Annotated in this window: 19 protein-coding genes; 8 read left to right on the top strand and 11 right to left on the bottom strand. The window is 74.4% G+C overall.

Features of this window, described 5'->3' with window-relative positions; all coding sequences use genetic code 11:
• The first annotated feature begins 63 nt into the window (after positions 1–63).
• Entirely contained in the window at positions 64–597 is a 534-nt protein-coding gene (locus ACPFP2_RS11560) for a GNAT family N-acetyltransferase (RefSeq protein WP_424088807.1), read from the top strand.
• A 79-nt stretch (positions 598–676) separates the two neighbouring features.
• Here the strand turns inward: ACPFP2_RS11560 and ACPFP2_RS11555 are convergent, their stop codons facing one another.
• Positions 677–1,264, bottom strand: a complete 588-nt coding sequence (locus tag ACPFP2_RS11555) for a general stress protein (RefSeq protein WP_424088805.1) — start codon at positions 1,262–1,264, stop codon at positions 677–679.
• Between the two features lie 97 nt (positions 1,265–1,361).
• On the opposite strand from ACPFP2_RS11555, the gene ACPFP2_RS11550 reads away from it, so the two are divergent.
• Both ACPFP2_RS11550 and ACPFP2_RS11545 read left to right on the top strand, forming a co-directional pair.
• On the top strand, positions 1,362–3,209 hold the full coding sequence (locus ACPFP2_RS11550; protein ID WP_424088803.1) for a glycoside hydrolase family 15 protein: 1,848 nt from the start codon (positions 1,362–1,364) through the stop codon (positions 3,207–3,209).
• Positions 3,206–3,985, top strand: a complete 780-nt coding sequence (locus ACPFP2_RS11545; protein WP_424088801.1) for an SDR family oxidoreductase — start codon at positions 3,206–3,208, stop codon at positions 3,983–3,985. The genes ACPFP2_RS11550 and ACPFP2_RS11545 overlap by 4 nt, the downstream gene beginning before the upstream one ends.
• 90 nt (positions 3,986–4,075) lie before the next feature.
• Here the strand turns inward: ACPFP2_RS11545 and ACPFP2_RS11540 are convergent, their stop codons facing one another.
• Positions 4,076–5,470, bottom strand: coding sequence for a glycoside hydrolase family 6 protein (locus tag ACPFP2_RS11540; protein WP_424088799.1), 1,395 nt, complete (start codon positions 5,468–5,470; stop codon positions 4,076–4,078).
• Between the two features lie 132 nt (positions 5,471–5,602).
• Between ACPFP2_RS11540 and ACPFP2_RS11535 the strand changes: the two genes are divergently transcribed.
• Complete coding sequence (locus ACPFP2_RS11535; protein ID WP_424088797.1) at positions 5,603–6,109, top strand: metallophosphoesterase family protein; 507 nt, start codon at positions 5,603–5,605, stop codon at positions 6,107–6,109.
• Positions 6,110–6,118: 9 nt separating this feature from the next.
• Here the strand turns inward: ACPFP2_RS11535 and ACPFP2_RS11530 are convergent, their stop codons facing one another.
• The gene (locus tag ACPFP2_RS11530) at positions 6,119–6,334 is read right to left on the bottom strand and encodes a DUF3072 domain-containing protein (RefSeq protein WP_424088795.1); all 216 of its coding nucleotides are present in this window, start codon (positions 6,332–6,334) and stop codon (positions 6,119–6,121) included.
• A gap of 96 nt (positions 6,335–6,430) precedes the next feature.
• Between ACPFP2_RS11530 and ACPFP2_RS11525 the strand changes: the two genes are divergently transcribed.
• Positions 6,431–7,378, top strand: coding sequence for an NAD(P)/FAD-dependent oxidoreductase (locus ACPFP2_RS11525; RefSeq protein WP_424088971.1), 948 nt, complete (start codon positions 6,431–6,433; stop codon positions 7,376–7,378).
• Between the two features lie 40 nt (positions 7,379–7,418).
• On the opposite strand, the gene ACPFP2_RS11520 is transcribed toward ACPFP2_RS11525, so the two are convergent.
• The 3 genes from ACPFP2_RS11520 to ACPFP2_RS11510 all read right to left on the bottom strand — a co-directional run bounded on the left by ACPFP2_RS11520 (position 7,419) and on the right by ACPFP2_RS11510 (position 11,658).
• Positions 7,419–8,705: a cation:proton antiporter gene (locus ACPFP2_RS11520; RefSeq protein WP_424088793.1), complete on the bottom strand. Its 1,287-nt coding sequence runs from the start codon at positions 8,703–8,705 to the stop codon at positions 7,419–7,421.
• A gap of 69 nt (positions 8,706–8,774) precedes the next feature.
• Positions 8,775–9,488, bottom strand: a complete 714-nt coding sequence (locus ACPFP2_RS11515; protein ID WP_424088791.1) for an HAD family hydrolase — start codon at positions 9,486–9,488, stop codon at positions 8,775–8,777.
• A gap of 43 nt (positions 9,489–9,531) precedes the next feature.
• A complete protein-coding gene (locus ACPFP2_RS11510; RefSeq protein ID WP_424088789.1) occupies positions 9,532–11,658 on the bottom strand; it encodes a SpoIIE family protein phosphatase in 2,127 nt (708 codons plus the stop codon).
• 201 nt (positions 11,659–11,859) lie between these two features.
• Between ACPFP2_RS11510 and ACPFP2_RS11505 the strand changes: the two genes are divergently transcribed.
• The gene (locus tag ACPFP2_RS11505) at positions 11,860–12,720 is read left to right on the top strand and encodes a mechanosensitive ion channel family protein (protein ID WP_424088787.1); all 861 of its coding nucleotides are present in this window, start codon (positions 11,860–11,862) and stop codon (positions 12,718–12,720) included.
• 60 nt (positions 12,721–12,780) lie between these two features.
• On the opposite strand, the gene ACPFP2_RS11500 is transcribed toward ACPFP2_RS11505, so the two are convergent.
• Positions 12,781–13,149, bottom strand: coding sequence for a DUF6401 family natural product biosynthesis protein (locus ACPFP2_RS11500; RefSeq protein WP_424088785.1), 369 nt, complete (start codon positions 13,147–13,149; stop codon positions 12,781–12,783).
• Positions 13,150–13,314: 165 nt separating this feature from the next.
• On the opposite strand from ACPFP2_RS11500, the gene ACPFP2_RS11495 reads away from it, so the two are divergent.
• Positions 13,315–13,764, top strand: a complete 450-nt coding sequence (locus ACPFP2_RS11495; RefSeq protein ID WP_424088783.1) for a hypothetical protein — start codon at positions 13,315–13,317, stop codon at positions 13,762–13,764.
• On the opposite strand, the gene ACPFP2_RS11490 is transcribed toward ACPFP2_RS11495, so the two are convergent.
• Complete coding sequence (locus tag ACPFP2_RS11490) at positions 13,761–13,970, bottom strand: hypothetical protein (RefSeq protein ID WP_424088782.1); 210 nt, start codon at positions 13,968–13,970, stop codon at positions 13,761–13,763. The genes ACPFP2_RS11495 and ACPFP2_RS11490 overlap by 4 nt on opposite strands.
• A 163-nt stretch (positions 13,971–14,133) precedes the next feature.
• On the opposite strand from ACPFP2_RS11490, the gene ACPFP2_RS11485 reads away from it, so the two are divergent.
• Positions 14,134–15,417, top strand: coding sequence for an MFS transporter (locus ACPFP2_RS11485; RefSeq protein WP_424088780.1), 1,284 nt, complete (start codon positions 14,134–14,136; stop codon positions 15,415–15,417).
• A gap of 70 nt (positions 15,418–15,487) precedes the next feature.
• On the opposite strand, the gene ACPFP2_RS11480 is transcribed toward ACPFP2_RS11485, so the two are convergent.
• From ACPFP2_RS11480 to ACPFP2_RS11470, 3 genes are all read right to left on the bottom strand, one after another.
• On the bottom strand, positions 15,488–16,126 hold the full coding sequence (locus ACPFP2_RS11480) for an HAD family hydrolase (protein ID WP_424088777.1): 639 nt from the start codon (positions 16,124–16,126) through the stop codon (positions 15,488–15,490).
• A gap of 69 nt (positions 16,127–16,195) precedes the next feature.
• The gene (locus ACPFP2_RS11475; RefSeq protein WP_424088775.1) at positions 16,196–16,459 is read right to left on the bottom strand and encodes a hypothetical protein; all 264 of its coding nucleotides are present in this window, start codon (positions 16,457–16,459) and stop codon (positions 16,196–16,198) included.
• Between the two features lie 105 nt (positions 16,460–16,564).
• Positions 16,565–17,026, bottom strand: a complete 462-nt coding sequence (locus ACPFP2_RS11470) for an SRPBCC family protein (protein WP_424088774.1) — start codon at positions 17,024–17,026, stop codon at positions 16,565–16,567.
• Positions 17,027–17,028: the final 2 nt, after the last annotated feature.

The following is a 17,028-nucleotide window of genomic DNA, read 5'->3' as shown; positions in this document are numbered from 1 at the left end:
TGAAGTATGCCCGCCGGAAATCCGGTGGGCGTCGCCGGGCCGGCGCTGGCACACTGCCGCGTCGTGGACCACGTCGACATCACCGCTCCCGGCCTGCTGCTGCGTCCCTGGCGCGTCACCGACTCCGCCGCCGTCCTCGACGCGCTGCGGGAGCCGGCGATCGCCCGGTGGAACCCGACCCGCGGTGTCACCGACGACCTGGCCGGGGCCACCGACTGGGTGCGCCACCGGGCGGACTGGTCCGGCGGCGACCACGTCAGCCTCGCGGTGACCTCGGCAGCCGACGGCGCCCTGCTCGGCTCGGTCTCGCTGCACCAGATCCGCGGTGAGGACGCCTCCATCGGCTACTGGACGGTCGCCGCCGCCCGTGGCGCGGGAGTCGCCTCCCGGGCCGTCGTCGCGCTCACCACCTGGGCCTTCGCCGAGCTGCGGCTGCACCGCATCGAGCTCTGCCACGCCGTGGCCAACCCCGCCTCCTGCCGGGTCGCCGCCCGCGCCGGCTACCGGGCCGAGGGCACCCTGCGCGAGGCGTACCGGTACGGCGACGGCCGGCGGCACGACGAGCACCTGCACGCCCGGCTGGCCACCGACGGCTGAGCCCACGAGAAGGGCGGGGCGAAACGACCGGACGCGCGGCACCCCGGCGCACGGGGCGCCGGGGTGCCGTCGGGTCCGCTCAGCGGGCGGTCGCGCCGGTCGGCGTCAGGTGCATCCGGCCCAGCAACTGCCGGGCCTGGTCGGCCAGGTCGGCGTCCACGGTCACCGCGTACTGCCCGGCCCGCAGCGAGCTGGCCGAGGTGAAGTCGCGCTGACCGCCGGACATCGCGTGTGCCACCGCGCCGAAGACGGCGCCCCAGATCGCGCCGATGACCAGCCCGACCAGGATCACCGCCAACCAGTTGCCGACGGTGAAGATGCCGAACAGCAGGCCGATGAAGAGCCCGAACCAGGCTCCGGTGCCCGCGCCGAGCAACGCGGCGCGGCCGGTGGTGAGCCGGCCGAGCACCGTCTCCACCAACGTCAGGTTGGTGCCCACGATCGCGGTGTGTTCCACCGGGAACCGGTTGTCCGCCAGGTAGTCCACCACCCGCTGCGCGGACGGATAGTCCGGGTACGACCCGATCGTGACGGTGGGCGCGCCCGCCTGCGGTCCGTGGCCGTCACCGCTCGGCGTGGCCGGCCGCCCGGCCGGACCGGACGGGAGGTTGTCGCCGCCCGGCATCCCGGGACGCCAGGTGGCGCTCGGGGTCGAGGGTCTGGTCATAGCATCCTCCTTCGTCGACGGGCCGCGTTCCCTCCCGAGGCGGTGCGCTAACGCGGACGGTCAGGATTGGCCGTGCACCGCCCGGGTAGACCCCGTCGTGCGCAGCGGACGGATCAGCGACCACGGTTTCCTCGCCGACGGCCGGAGCGCTGCCCTGGTGGACCGGGCCGGCTCGGTCAACTGGTGGTGTCCGTCCCGGTTCGACGGGCCGGCGGTCTTCGGGCGACTGCTCGACGACCGGGCGGGTCACTGGTCGATCGGCCCGGAGGGCGGGTACACCGTCGAGCGGTCCTACCTGGAGGACACCCTCGTGCTGCGGACCGTCTTCACCACCCCCGACGGGGTGGTGGCGGTCACCGACGCGCTGGCCCTGGAGCCGGGGGCGCGGGGGCACGACATCGGCCTGCGTTCGCCGCGCGCGCTGGGTCGGGTGGTCGAGGGCCTGCACGGGGAGGTGCCGGTCCGGGTCCACTACCGGCCCCGCTTCGAGTACGGGCAGGTGAGTCCGTACCTGATCGACTCCGGCGGGGTCGTCGACGCCCGGGCCGGCGGATGCCGGCTGAGCCTGCGTACCGACGTCCCGATGGAGTGCGGGCGCGGCGACGCCACCGCCCGGATCACCGTCCGGGCCGGGGAGACCTACCGCTTCACCCTCGGGTACGCCCCGATCTACGACGGCGGGGAGCCGGCGCTGCCCGACGCCGACCGGGTGGTGGCCGACACGGTCGCCGGCTGGCGTTCCTGGGCCGGACTGCACGAGTACCGGGGCCGGCACCCCGAGGCGGTACGGCGCAGCGCGATGGTGGTGCAGGGCATGACGTACCAGCCCAGCGGCGCGATCGTCGCGGCGGCGACCACCTCGTTGCCGGAGCGGCTCGGCGGCGACCGCAACTACGACTACCGCTTCGTCTGGCTGCGCGACTTCAGCCTCACCCTCCAGGCGCTCTGGCTGGCCGCCTGCCCCGACGAGGCCGACCGGCAGTTCTCCTGGGTGGCCCGGGCGATGGGCCGGATCGACGACGACCGGGTGCCGATCATGTACGGCGTGGAGGGCGAGCGGGACCTCACCGAGCACACCCTCGACCACCTCGCCGGGTACGCCGGCAGCCGCCCCGTCTACGTCGGCAACGACGCCTGGAAGCAGCGGCAGACCGACGTGCTCGGGGAGATCCTCGACGCCGCCTGGCTGATGCGCCACTACCTCGACCCGATGTCGCCGGACGTCCGGCACCTGCTGCACGGCCTGGCCGACCAGGCGGTGCGGGACTGGCGTCGCCCGGACTCCGGCATGTGGGAGGCCCGCGACGCCGAGCGGCACTACGTCTCGTCGAAGGTGCAGTGCTGGACGGCGCTGGACCGGGCCGTGCGCTTCGGTGACCGGATCGGCGACCCGGCCGACGTGGCCCGCTGGGCGGCGGCCCGGGACGCGGTCCGGGCGGCGGTGCTCACCCGGGGCTGGAACGACCGGCTCGGCGCGTACACCGGGGCGTTCGACTCCGACGAACTGGACGCCTCGGTGCTGATCATGCCGCTGGTCGGCTTCCTGCCCGCCGACGACCCGCGGATGCGCTCCACGATGGACGTGGTGGAGCGCGAACTGTCCCGCGACGGCCTGCTGCGTCGCTGGGACGGTGACCCGGCCGGCTTCGTCATCTGTTCGTTCTGGCTGGTCGGCTGCCTCGCCAAGGCCGGCGAACTGGACCGGGCGGACCGGCTGTTCGGACGGCTCGCCGCCCGGGTCAACGACCTCGGCCTGTACGCCGAGCAGATCGACGAGGCCACCGGCGAGCAACTGGGCAACTTCCCGCAGGCCTTCTCACACATCGGCCTGATCAACGCCGCCGGCTGCCTGACGGAGGCCGCCGAGCGGGTCCGTGACCTCGCGGACCGCCACCGACAGCCTGTGCCGACCGGTGCGGGACGCACGGAGGGAGCACGCGCATGACCGGACGACTCACCGGCCGCAAGGCCCTGATCACCGGTTCGGACTCGGGCATCGGCCAGGCCACCGCGATCGAGTTCGCCCGGGAGGGCGCGGACGTGGTGGTGCACTACCTGCACGACCACGCCGGGGCGAACCACACCCGGGCCGAGGTCGAGAAGGCCGGCGGCCGGGCCGTGGTGGTGCAGGGCGACATCAGCGTCGAGCACCAGGTCGAGGCGATGTTCGACGAGGCGCTGGCCGAGTTCGGCACCCTCGACGTGCTGATGAACGACGCCGGGGTGGACGCCTCCGGCATCGGAGTCGCCGACCTGGACACCGAGACCTGGGACCGGGCCATCCGCACCAACCTCTACGGGATGTTCTTCTGCTGCCGACGGTTCGTCCGGCACCGCCGGGACCAGGGCGGACACGGGAAGATCATCAACATCACCTCGATCCACCAGGAGGTGGCCCGGGCCGGCGGGTCGGACTACGACGCCAGCAAGGGCGGCATGCTGGAGCTGGCCAAGAGCCTCGCGCTGGAGGTCGCCCCGATGCACATGAACGTCAACAACATCGGGCCCGGGATGGTGCTCACCCCGTTCAACCAGCGGGCCATCGACGATCCGGCGTACCTGGAGGAGCAGGTGCAGTCGATCCCGTGGAAGCGGGCCGCCGAGCCGGAGGAGATCGCCAAGCTCGCCGTCTTCCTGGCCAGCGACGACGCCGACTACGTGACCGGGTCGACGTACTTCATGGACGGCGGGCTGATGCAGAACCAGGGCCAGGGCGCCTGACCGGCGCGACGCCCGGCCACCGGAACGGCCGGCCGGCGGTGGGACCGCACCCGGTGCGGGCCCGGTCCCACCGCCGGCCGGCGACGCCGGTCAGGAGCAGGTGGCGCCGTTGAGCTGGAAGCCGCTGGGGCTGGGCAGCGACGTGCCGGTGAAGGTCCCCTGCCAGCCGACGCTCACCGTGCCGCCGGTGGGCAGGCCGCCGTTCCAGGCGGCGTTGCGGACGGTGACCTGGTCGCCGCTCTGGCTCCACTCGCCGTTCCAGCCGTTGGTCAGCCGGACGCCGGTCCCGGGCCGGAAGGTGAGCGTCCAGCCGTTGACCGCCGCGCCGGAGTTGGTGATCCGTACGTCGGCGGTGAAGCCGCCGGTCCAGGCGTTCGGGGTGTAGGTGACGGCGCAGCCACCGGCCGGGGGCGTGGTGGGCGGCGTGGTCGTGGGCGGCGTGGTCGTCGGGGGAGCGGTGGTCGGCGGAGCGGTGGTGGGCGGCGTGGTGGTCGGGGGAGCGGTGGTCGGCAGCGGGCCGGCGGCGACGGCGAGGTCGTAGGCGCGCTGCGGGACGAACTGCCCGGCCGCGGCGATGCAGCCGTCGGCCTCGCCGGGCAGCTTCACCCAGAGCAGCGCGTCGATCATCGAATCGCCGGTGTTGGTGGTGCTCGGCGTGCCGATCGCCCGGCCGGCGGGATCGCACCACTCCGAGCCGGCCGGCCCGTTGCCGTTGCGGCTGGTGTCGACGACCGCCCGCAGCCGGGACACGCCGGTGGCGGCGATGATCTGCTTGGCGTACGGGACGGCCTCGGCGGTGCTGCGGTAGTTCGACACGTTGACCGAGATGCCGTCGGCGCTGTTGGCGATGTCCGCGCCGACCAGCCGGGAGGCGATCTCGGCGGGGGAGAGCCAGGCCGAGTGGCCGGCGTCGAAGTAGACCTTCGCCGCCGCCGAGCCCGCCTTGAGCTTCTTGCCGGCGTACGCCATGGAGGCCTTCGTCTCGGCCTGCTGGCCGGCGTTCTGGCAGCTGGTCATCAGGGGCAGCACGTCGGGTTCGAGCACGATGGTGGCCGGTCGGCCGTTCAGCCCGGCGGCGACCTGGTCGACCCAGGCCCGGTAGCTGGCGTGGTCCGGGGCGCCGCCGCTGCTGGCGCCGGCGCAGTCCCGGTTGGGGATGTTGTAGACCACCAGGATCGGCGTCTTCCCGGCTGCGGCGGCGGCGCCGACCAGGGCGTCCACCTCGGCGCGTACGGTCGAGGTGTTGGTCCGGGTGAACCAGCGGGCCTGCGGCACGGCGGCGATCCGGTCGCGGATGACCGCGGCGCGCGGGTCCTGCGGGTTCGCCGCGACCCAGGCCGCCGCCGCGGTCTGCGGGTCGACGTAGAAGGTGGAGTCGGCCGCCGCGGCCGGTGCCGGCCGGAGCGCCCCCACGCCCACCGTGGCGGCGACGGCGAACGCGGTGGCCGCCGCGCCGACGGCGGCGATGGTCCTGCTGTCTCTCATGACCAGCCCCTCACAAAGTATCGACAAAGGTGCGTGGAAGCGCTCCCATATTCAGCACAAAATACGGCCATGTTGCCGGGATGTGAAGACCTCGAAAGTTACGGAGCCGGCGGACCGGAGAAGAATGGGACCATGCGCCTGGTGATCCTCGCCGACACCCACGTGCCGAAACGCGCCCGGGACCTGCCCGCGCCCCTGTGGTCGGCGGTCGAGTCCGCCGACGTGGTGCTGCACGCCGGCGACTGGGTCGACGGGGCGCTGCTCGACGCGCTCGAGGCCCGCTCCCGCCGGCTCGTCGGGGTGTACGGCAACAACGACGGCCCCGAACTGCGGGCCCGGCTGCCCGAGGTGGCCCGGGCGGAACTCGACGGACTGCGGGTGGCCGTCGTGCACGAGACCGGGCCGAAGACCCGGCGGGAGGAACGCTGCGCCGCCCGCTTCCCCGACTGCGACCTGCTGGTCTTCGGCCACTCGCACATCCCGTGGGACAGCGTGGCTCCCGGCGGGCTGCGGCTGCTCAACCCCGGCTCGCCGACCGACCGGCGGTCGCAGCCGTACGCCACCTACCTGACCGCGCGGGTGGCGGCGGGGCGACTCGACGCCGTCGAGCTGCACCGCCTGCCCCCGCGTCGGGGCTGACCGCCCCGGTCACCGGCCCCGGCCGGTCTCCTCCTGCAACTCGTCGATCCGGCGGGACGCCTCGGCCTTGGTCAGGTCGTCCGGCACCGCCTCGCCGGCCTCCCGGGCCAGCGTGTGCAGGTACGACTCCTGGGCGGCGGTCGGCGGCTCGTCGCCGGTGACCCACTCGTCCGGGTCCTTGATCGCGCCCTGCGGGTCCGGCGTCCGCCGATTGCGGTCGGTCATGGTCTCCACCTCTCTTCGAACAGGTGTACCCCTACCCTCGGCATCGGCCCTTCATGCCGGCGACCCGACACATACGATCACCGGATGGACTCGGGCGTGATCGTGGTGGGAGCCGGCATCGCCGGGGTGGCCTGCGCCACCGAGCTGGTCCGGGCGGGTGTCCCGGTGCGGATCAGCGAGCGGGGGCGGGTGCCCGGGGGCCGGATGGCCAGCCGGCGCTTCGACGGCCGGCCCGCCGACACCGGCGCGGCGTACCTCACCGTCGACGACCCGGACTTCGCCGCCGTGGTCGACCGGTGGCGGGCCGCCGGCCTGGTCCGGGAGTGGACCGACACCTTCGTCGCGTACGACCGTACGGGCCGGCGGGAGGTGTCCGGGCCGGTCCGCTGGGCGGCCCCGCACGGGCTGCGCTCCCTGGTCGAGGAGCTGGCCCGGGACCTCCCGGTGACCGTCGACCGGCTGGTGATGACCGTCGAGCCGGGCCCGGCGGTGGACGGCGCCCGGTGCGCCGCCGTGGCGTTGTGCATGCCCGGGCCGCAGGCGGCCCTGCTGCTCGACCCCGCGCTGGCCGCGGCGACCCGCGCCGTGCAGGAACAGCGCTGGTCACCGACGCTCGCCGCCGTGCTGCGGTTCCCGACCCGCCGCTGGCCGGACTTCCACGGCGCATTCGTCAACGACGACCCGCTGCTCGCGCTGGTCTGCGACGACGGCGACCGGCGCGGCGACGGCGCACCGGTGCTCGTCGCGCACACCACCGCCGAGTTCGCCGCCGGGCACCTGGCCCAGCCCACCGCCGCCGGCCCGGCGATCGAACAGGCGGTCCGCGACCTGCTCGGGCTGCCCGAGCCGGCCGAACTGGTGCACGTGCACCGCTGGACCTACGCCAAACCCGGCGCCGGCGCGGACACCGCGTACCACCTAGACGACGACGGGATCGGGCTGGCCGGGGACGCCTTCGGCCGCCCCCGGGTGCAGAGCGCCTGGCGCTCCGGTCGGGACCTGGGCCGGGCCCTGGCCGAGCGGCTGGCCGCCGTCCACGGCTGAGCGGCGCCGCCGGACGCCCGGCGCCGAGGGTGCCCGGGGGTCAGCCCCGCGCGCCGTCCAGCACCGGCTCGCCCCGCTCCGCCGGCTCGCCGGTCCGCTGCCCCGCCCGGTCCAGCAGCTGCATGACCGGGGTTGCGGCGATGCCGTGCACCACCACCGAGACGATCACCACCAGGCCGACGGTGGCCCAGATCAGGTCCGCCTGCGGGAAGTCCGCCTTCGTGGTGGCGTACGCCAGGTAGTAGAACGAGCCGACACCCCGGATGCCGAACATCGCGATCACCCAGTGCTCCGCCGGCCGCCCCGGCGCCCCGCGCAGCGACAGCCAGCCGACCAGCGGGCGGACCACGAAGACCAGGGCCAGGCCGACCACCGCCGCCTGCCAGGTCAGCGGGGCGAGCAGACCGCCGATCACCGCGCCGCCGAAGAGCAGCAGCAACATGACGGTGAGCAGGCGCTCGACCTGCTCGGCGAAGTCGTGCAGCACGGAGTGGAACTCGTGGGTCCGCTCGGCGGCCCGGATCGCCCGGGCGGCCACGAACACCGCCAGGAAGCCGTAGCCGCCCACCACCTCCACCAACCCGTACGCCAGGAAGGTGGCGGCGATCGCCAGGAAACCCTCGGCGTGCCGGGCCAGCCGCAACTCGCTCGGGGCGCGGAAGAACAGCTTGCCGAGCAGCCAGCCGATCAGCAGCCCGCCACCGACCCCGACGGCCAGCTTGTAGAGCACGTCGACGGTGAACCAGTCGGCGAACCACGCCGACGGGGCGAGACCGGCGGTGGCGATCGCGACGGCCGCGTACACGAAGGGGAAGGCCAGCCCGTCGTTGAGGCCGGCCTCCGAGGTGAGCGCGAAGCGCACCTCGTCCTCCGAGTCCTCCGCGTCGGTCGGCTCGCCCACCTGCACGTCGGCGGCGAGCACCGGGTCGGTCGGGGCCAGGGCGGCGCCGAGCAGCAGCGCCGCGGCCGGCACCAGACCGGCCCACCACCAGCCCAGCAGCGCCACCGCCGCGATGCACACCGGCATGGCGATCGCCAGCAGACGCCAGGTCGATGACCAGTTCTTCCAGCTCAGCGGCCGGTCGATCTTCAACCCGGCGCCCATCAGGGCGACGATCACCCCGATCTCGGTCAGGTGGGTGGTGATGTCCGGCCAGCGCAGCGGATCCGGTGAGGGCAGGCCGGTGGGCAGCAGGAAGACCAGCATGCCCAGGCCGAGGAAGGCGATCGGCATGGACAGCGGGCGGCGTTCGAGCATCCGGGGGAGGATCCCGGCCAGCAGGGCCCCGATCCCCACCAGCGCGAACGCGACATCGACCGGCTCCACGGCACCACCTCTCGCCCACCCGCCCCACGGTGCGTGGGCGGGTGGGACTGTGCCCCGTCGTCCCGCGGGCTAAGCCTGGGTGTCCGTCTTGTCCCTGGGTGACTTTCGCCCGCGCGTCGCCAGCGGGGAGTCGGCGAGACCGCTCAGCAGCGCCGCCGGGTCGTCGTAGACCGCCACCGCGCCGGCCCCGGCCAGCTCGCCCCGGCTGGTGCCGCCGCAGGTCAACCCGACGCAGGGAATGTCGAGCTCGGCCGCCGCGGCGACGTCCCACACCGAGTCGCCGACGAAGACGACCCGCCCGGCCGCCAGGCCGGACTGCTCCAGGGCGGCGACCAGGATGTCCGGGGCCGGCTTGCTCTCCGCGGCGTCGGCCGAGCAGGTCACGGTGTGGATCACGTCGTCGGCGGCCAGCGCGGCGCGCAGCGCGACCACCTCGTGCTCGGCGGCGGAGGTGGCCAGCACCACCCGCAGGCCCCGGGCGGCGCAGGCCCGCAGCAGCTCGGCGGCGCGGGGGAGCGGGGCGAGCCGCTCCCAGTACTCGCCGAAGAACCCGTCGTGGGCGGCGCGCAGCTTGCCGTCCTCGCCGCGGTCCCGCTCCGGGCCGAGCAGGTGGTCCAGCAGCTTGTCCGAGCCCATCCCGATGGACCGGTGGATGGCCGCCATCGGCACCCGGTGCTCCGCCTGGCGCAGCGCCTCCCACCAGCTCACCGTGTGCAGGTACGTGGTGTCGACGAGAGTCCCGTCGACGTCGAAGAGGACCCCGTCGGGCCGGTCCGCGCTCATGCAGAAACTCCTACCCCGGCCGGGTCGCGCCGACGCGCCCGGATCACTGCGGCGGGACGAGGATCTCGAACCAGACCGTCGAGCCGCGCACCGTCGGGTCGGTCCCCCAGGCGTCGCTGAGCTGCTCGATCAGGCCGAGCCCCCGGCCCCGACTGCTCAACGTGTCGGTCTGCGTCCGGGTCACCGCCCCCCGGGTGCCGGAGTCGGCCACCGACACCAGCAGACGTTCCGCGCTGAGGTCGATCACCACCCGGGCGGCCGTGCCGGCGTGCAGCAGGGCGTTGGTGGTGAGTTCGCTGGTGCACAGCACCGCCGCCCCGATCACCGCCTCCGGCACCTGCCAGTCGGTCAGCTGGGCGGTCATCCAGTGCCGCACCCGGCTCGGCGCGGTCGGCTCCGCCGGCATCTCCATGCTCGCCGAGCGGCTCGGCTTCAGCGCGTGCTCCACCGCCAGCACCGCCACGTCGTCCTCGGTCGCGCCGGAGACCGCCCCGGTGGCGACCGCGCAGAGCGCCCGGGGATCACCGCTGGCAGCCCCGGCCACGGCCGTCGCCAGACCGTGCAGCCCGGCGGTGAGGCTCTGCCGCCGTCGCTCCACCACCCCGTCGCTGTAGAGCAGCAGGGTGTCACCGGGCGGGAACGCCACGGTGGCGGTACGCGGTCGGCAGCCCAGGCCCAGTGGGGCGCCGGTCGGCAGCTCCACGTACTCGGCGGTGGCCGAGCCGTCGGGGGCGCAGCGCCGGATCAACGGCGGCGGGTGCCCCGCGCTGGCCAGGGTGATCTGCCCGCGCGCGGCGTCCACCACGCCGAAGGCCACGGTGACGAAGAGCTCCTGGGTGCCGGTCTCGGTGCCGAGGCTGGCGACCAGCCGGTCCAGCCCGGCGAGGACGGCGTCCGGACGCGGGTCGGCCAGCGCCAGGGCGCGCAGCGCCGCGCGGACCTGCCCCATCCGGGCGGCGGCCTGCACGTCGTGGCCGGCGACGTCGCCCAGCACCACGCCCAGGTCGCCGGTGGGCAGCAGGAACGCGTCGTAGAAGTCCCCACCGGCGGCGTTGCCGTCGACGCCGGGGTCGTAGCGGGCGGCGATGCGCAGCCGGGGCAGCGTCGGCAGCTGCTCCGGCAGCATGCTGCGCTGCAACAGCTGGGCGGTGCCGTGCTGGGTCTCGAACCGGCGGGCCCGCTCGGCCGCCTGCCCGACCAGCTCGGCCGAGGCGGCGAGCAGCGCCCGTTCCGCCGCCGACCAGCCGTGCGGGGCCTGGTAGCCGACGCTGAGACCACCCCGGATCACCGAGGAACGCAGCGGCAGCGCGGCGAGCGAACGGATCTTCTGGTCGTGCCGGTCCACCGCGCTGTCGCGCAGCGGCTGCCCGTCGCCGACGAAGTACGGCACCCCGCTGCGGGCGACCACCACCACCGGGACGGCGGAGTCCGCGCCGGTGGGCCGCCACAGCGGGGGCAGCCGCTCGTCGGCCTCGTCGAGCAGTTCGCCCCGCAGCCGGCGGACCATCCGCCAGGCCGGCCCGTCGTCGACCGTGAGGACCACCCGGTCGGCGTCGAACGAGTGCAGCATGTACCGCAGGGTGACCCGGGCCACGTCATCCAGGGTGAGGGTGCCGGAGAGCGCGGCGGCGAAGTCGCTGAGGCTCTGCAACTGCTGGGTGAACTGGGTGGTCTGGGCGGCGACGGTGAGCACGCCGACGATCCGCCCGGCGCTGTCGCGCGCCGGGGAGTGGCCCCGGGTGAAGACCGCGTGGTCGCCGCTGGCGGCGAGCTGCCGGTCGACCGGCAGCACCGACTCGCGCTGGAGGAAGGACTCGCCGCGCCGGTAGACCCGCTCGATCACGTCCCCCACGCCGGGGGTGTGCCACAGGTCGGCGAAGACCTCGGGCGCGGGCCGGCCGATCGCCGCGGGGTGCCGGTCACCGATCAGCTCCGAGTAGCCCTGGTTGTAGAGCATCACGAACCGGTCGCCGTAGTAGAGCGCCATCGGCACCGGGGAGGAGAGCACCACGTCCACCAGCGCGCGTACCGCCGGGTCCCACTGCTGCGGTGACCCCAGCGCCGTGTCCGCCCACGGGTGGCCGAGCACAGCCGCCGCCACCTGCGAGACCGGGGCCGGTCCGGGGGCGGCGGGGGGTGACGTGGGGACTCGCCCGACCGTGCCTGGCATGTCTCGCAGCCTAACCGGCCGGTGCCGCCCTCGTTTCGATCATGCCGCCGGAGTGCCGCGCGACGCCCCGGCGGCACGACGTTGCGGCAGGTCAGGGCCGGTTTCGGAAGACATGTCGGGAAATTGATGCCGGGACTTTCGGCGTGCTGGCGGAGCGACCGGGTATGCGCCCGGCGCAGTCCATGCGACAGGAGGGACATCATGGGGGAAACCCTCGCGGTCAGGCAGGTCGACATCGGCGACGCCGTGGCCGACATGTGGAGGTCGGTGCTGCTCTTCATCCCGAGGGCGATCGCGTTCATCGCGATCCTCGTGGTGGGCTGGCTCATCGCCCGAGCGGTTCTCAAGATCGTGGACGCGGCACTGGAGCGGGTGGGCTTCGACAAGGCGGTCGAACGCGGCGGGGTCAAACGCGCGCTCGAACGTACCAAGTACGACGCCAGCGACATCCTGGCGAAGCTCGCGTACTACGCGGTACTGCTGTTCACCCTGCAGTTCGCCTTCGGAGTGTGGGGGCCCAACGCGATCAGTGACCTGATCCGGGGCGTGGTGGCCTGGCTGCCGCGCGCGTTCGTGGCGATCGTCATCGTGGTCGTGGCCGCCGCGATCGCCAACGCCGTCCGGGACCTGGTCACCGGGGCGCTGGGCGGCCTCTCGTACGGCAAGATCCTGGGCGACGTGGTCGCGGTCTTCGTCCTGGCGCTCGGTGTGATCGCCGCGCTCAACCAGGTGGGCATCGCCACCACGGTCACCACGCCGGTGCTGATCGCGGTCCTGGCCACGGTGGCGGGCATCCTGATCGTCGGTGTCGGCGGTGGTCTGGTCAAGCCGATGCAGAGCCGCTGGGACGGCTGGCTGAGCCGCGCGGCCGAGGAGTCGCGCGCCATCCAGGAGAGCCGTCGCGCGCAGGCGGCCGGGCGGGGCGACATGAACCGCCAGATGGCCGACCGGGGCGGCACGCGGCCCATGCCGCGCCCCGAGGAGGCCGGGACGATGCCGGGCCGGGGGACGTACCAGTCCATGGGCGACGAGACCCAGCAGTTCCGGCGCCCGGGCAGCTGAGCCAGGCGTACCCGGGGAGGGTGTCCGCGCGTGGCGCGGACGCCCTCCCGTCGTCGTCGCTCAGGCCGGTTCGAGGTGGCGCGGGTCGAGCGTGCGGACGAGCGCGCAGACCGCCAGCAGGCGGGTGAGCAGCCAGCTCGGCGCCGACCAGTCGACCGGCCCGGCGGGCGGGACCAGGCCGTGCTCCAGAGCCGCCGCGCGTACCCCCTCGGCGTAGCCGGCGAGCGCGGCCGGGGTCAGCGGCCGGCGGTCGCCGTCGAGGCTGTCCCGCACGGCCGCGGCGTGCTGGTCGACGATCGCGAGCAGGCCGGGGTCGGCGGCGGCCGCGGCGAGGCCGGTGGCGCCGACGGAGGCGGAGAGCAGGGCGAGGGCGGACCGCGCCGAGTTCGCGGCGGTCCGGGTCGCGACCTGGTGGTACGGCACACGCATGGGGACCGAGGCTAACCATCCGGTAACCACGATGGTCTCGGCCGGTCGGACGGTCCCGGGTCCCCCTCCGGTCGGCGCGGCTCCCCCGTGGGGATTGAGCCGGCCCAGGCCGGGCAGAAGGAGAACGGCGCGCGATCGGGCGTAGCCGGCACCGTGGAGGGACGGATGGGACAGCACGACGACGGCCCGGACCAGGCGCACCGGCGGCCCGCCGGGGTGAGCGACGAGACGGTGGCGGCGCTGGGCAAGCTCAGCGAGGCACTGGAGACGGTGGAGCGGGCCCGGGGCCGCCTCTACGACCTGCACCAGCTGATCGGTCACGCCGACCTGATGCTGGACGACGCGGTCGAGCAGTTCCGTGCCGCCGGGCACCACGAGATCGCCGACCGGATCGCCACCGACCTGCTCGGCCGCAACGTGATCGCCGGCCGGTGGACGTTCCAGATCGTCGAGGACTTCGACGACGGGTACTACGCGCTCTTCCGCGAGCTGGACCGACACGCGCGCGACGAACTGGCCGGCGGGCGACGCCACCTGTACGAGGCGGAGATGAAGGAACGTCGGCGCAGCCGGGGCCGGCCCGGGCACGAGGCGCGCCCGGGTGACGACGGCTAGTCGGCCGGCGCGTCGGCCGGACGGCGGCGGCTGGCGTCGTCCGCGATGATCACCGTGGCGACCATCAGGGCGACGCAGAGGCTGAACAGCCAGGAGTCGTCGGCGACCAGCTTGGCCGAGACGGGGGCCTGGACGGCGGCGAGCAGGAAGCCGAGCCAGGCCAGACGACGCTGACGTGGGGTGAGGAAGCCGGAGCCCTGTTGCATCCCGAAAGTCTTGCGCGGCGAGCCCGGATTGCCGTCACCCGATCGGCCGATTCTGGACGGGCTGTCCGCATTGCTGCCCGTTCGGGCGTTGCATTCTGCCGGTTCGGAGGAGGACGACACCGCCGGCAGGCGTTCTCGCCAGGTGCTGGCAGGATGGATCTCCGTGTCCGCCGCCCCGCCCCGCGCCTCCCTGCTCCTGCTGGCCTACCTCGCGTTCGTCAGCCTCGGCCTGCCCGACGGGCTGATCGGGGTCGGCTGGCCGTCCGTCCGGGCCGACTTCGGCGTGCCCACCGAGGCGGTCGGCCTGCTGCTCACCGCCGGCACCGCCGGCTACCTCACCTCCAGCGTGCTCGCCGGCTTCACCCTGGCCCGGCTGGGCGTCGGTCGGCTGCTGGCCGTCAGCACCCTGCTGGCCAGCCTGGCCCTCACCGGGTACGCCGCCTCGCCCGCGCTGACCCTGATGGTGGGCTGCGCGCTGGTGCTCGGGCTCGGCTCCGGCGCCATCGACTCCGGGCTCAACGCGTACGCCGCCGGCGCGTTCGGACCCCGGCACATGAACTGGATGCACGCCTTCTTCGGCCTCGGGGTGGCGATCGGGCCGCTGATCATGACCGCCGTGCTCGGCGCGGGGCTGGGCTGGCGCTGGGGGTACGCGAGCGTCGCCGTCGCACAGTTGGCCCTGGCCACCGCCTTCGCGCTGACCGTACGGGCCTGGCGCGACCGGTCCGCCGCCGTGGTCGTACCGGTGGGGCCGGCCGGTGGCCCGGCCTCGGCCGACCTGACCGCCGGTGGACCGGTCGCGGCGGGTCCCGCCGTCGGGCCGGAGCCCGCCGTGCCCGCCACCGCGGCCGACGGCCGCGCCGCCGCAGTGCCGGTACGCGAGACGCTGCGGCTGCCGGCGGTCTGGCTCGGCGCAGCGGCCTTCGCCGCGTACGTGGCCATCGAGGTCGCGGCCGGTCTCTGGGCGTTCCTCCTGCTGACCGAGGGACGGGGGCTGGCCGCCGCGCCGGCGGGGCTCTGCGTCTCCGGCTACTGGGGCAGCCTCTTCCTCGGCCGGGTGGTGCAGGGACTGGTGGCCGAGCGGCTGGGCACCGGCCGGGTGCTGCGGGCGAGCCTCGTCGGCATGGCCGTCGGCGCCGTGCTGATCGCCTTGCCCGCGCCGGCCCTGGTCACCGTGGCCGGCCTGTTCCTGCTCGGCTTCGCGGCCGCGCCGGTGTTCCCGCTGCTCACCCTCACCACCGCCGAACGGGTCGGGGCGGCGCACGCCGACCGCGTCATCGGCGTGCAGATCGGCGCCGCCGGACTCGGCGCGGCGCTGGTCCCGGCCGGGCTGGGCGTGCTCCTCGGCAACACCTCGGTGACGCTGCTCGGGCCGGCGCTGACCGTCCTGGCGCTGGTGCTGCTGGCCCTGCACGCGGCGGCGGGCCGGCGACCGACCGGGGCCTGAGAGCCGACGGGCGCGTGTCGGCCGGCGGGCGGCCGAGGGCGACGCCCGGGACCGGTGCCCGGTGCGCCGGTCAGGAGAGCGCCGGATCCGGCCCGGTCGGCCGGGGACGCGGGGCGGGCACCGCGCGCTGCCAGGGCGGCGGGACACGCACGGAGGCCATGCCCGCCGCGGTCGCCGCCGCGATGCCCAGGTCGGTGTCCTCGAAGACCAGGCAGGATTCCGGGGGTACGCCGAGCAGGCGGGCGGCGAGCAGGAAACACTCCGGGTCCGGCTTGGCCCGGACGTAGTCGCCGGCGCAGACGAGAAGATCGAACCGGTCGAGCAGGTCCAGGGTGGTCAGGGAGGCGGTCACCGCCTCCCGGTTGCCGCCCGAGACCACGGCGAAGGGCACGCTGCGGTGCGCCTGCTCGATGTGCCACAGCACCTCCGGCACCGCGGCGAGGGTGGGCAGCAGCTCCCGGTACAGCGCCTCCTGGCGGCGGATGACGTCCTGCACCGGCAGGACGACGCCGTGCCGCTCGCCGAGGTCGGCGACGATGTCGACCAGGGTCCGGCCACCCCAGGCGTAGAAGAGCTCCTCGGAGATGTCGCAGTCCCACTCGCCCAGCGCCTGCCGCCAGGCGACGTGGTGCAGGGGCATGGAGTCCACGACGGTGCCGTCGCAGTCGAACAGATAGGCCCGGAACTCACCGGGCGGCAGAGGCAGCACCCGTCCCAGGGTAGGGCCCGGACCCCCGCTCGTACGCCCCGGACGGCGTCCCGCCCGGGGCGTGCCGCGTCACATCGTGTCGGGGCCGGTCCGTCCCGTCGTGGACGGGCGGTACGCCCGCTCCGAGTCGGTCATCTCCCGCCGCTCCGCCTCCGGTCCGGCGCCCCGGTCCACCGCCTCCGGCCCGTGCCCGAAGGCGGCCTCCTCACCGGCGGCGTTGCCGGTGACGTCGTCGGCCTGCCCGTCGATGGTCGACCGGGCGATCGCCCGGTCCAACTCCTCCAGCGGGGTCTTCTGCTCGTCCCGCCACGCCCTGTCGTCGTTCTGCGTCATCCCATCGCGGTACCCGGGGCCGGTGGTCGCAAACGGTCCGGCCCGGACACGGCGACGGCCGCCGGGTCACCGGCGGCCGTCGGACGTCGTGTCGCGGGGGAGGGATCAGGGCTGGGGACGGTCGACCTGCCCCCGCCACGCGCCGGTCTCCAGACCGCGGCGCTCGATGAACTGCTTGAACCGGGCCAGGTCGCCCTTGACGCGGCGGTCCACCACGCCCAGCTTGTCGCCGGCCTGCTCGACCACGCCGTGCGGCTCGAAGTCCATCTGCAGGGTCACCCGGGTCTTGCCCTCGTCGAGCCGGTGGAAGGTCACCACGCCGGCGTGCTGGGTGCCGCCGGTGGACTTCCAGGCCACCCGCTCGTCCGGGAGCTGCTCGGTGATCTCGGCGTCGAACTCGCGCTTGACGCCGGCGATCTCCACCGTCCAGTGGGTCATCCTGTCCGACATCTGCCGGACCTCCTCGACCCCCTCCATGAAGTGGGGGAACTCCTCGAACTGGGTCCACTGGTCGTAGGCCGTCCGGATCGGGACGGCCACCTCGACGTGCTCGATAACGCCGCTCATGA

The organism is Micromonospora citrea, from assembly GCF_049629545.1.
Taxonomy (GTDB): domain Bacteria; phylum Actinomycetota; class Actinomycetes; order Mycobacteriales; family Micromonosporaceae; genus Micromonospora; species Micromonospora citrea_A.
The sequence above is the reverse complement of the archived record's forward strand: the minus strand, read 5'-3'. Positions and strand labels throughout refer to the sequence as shown.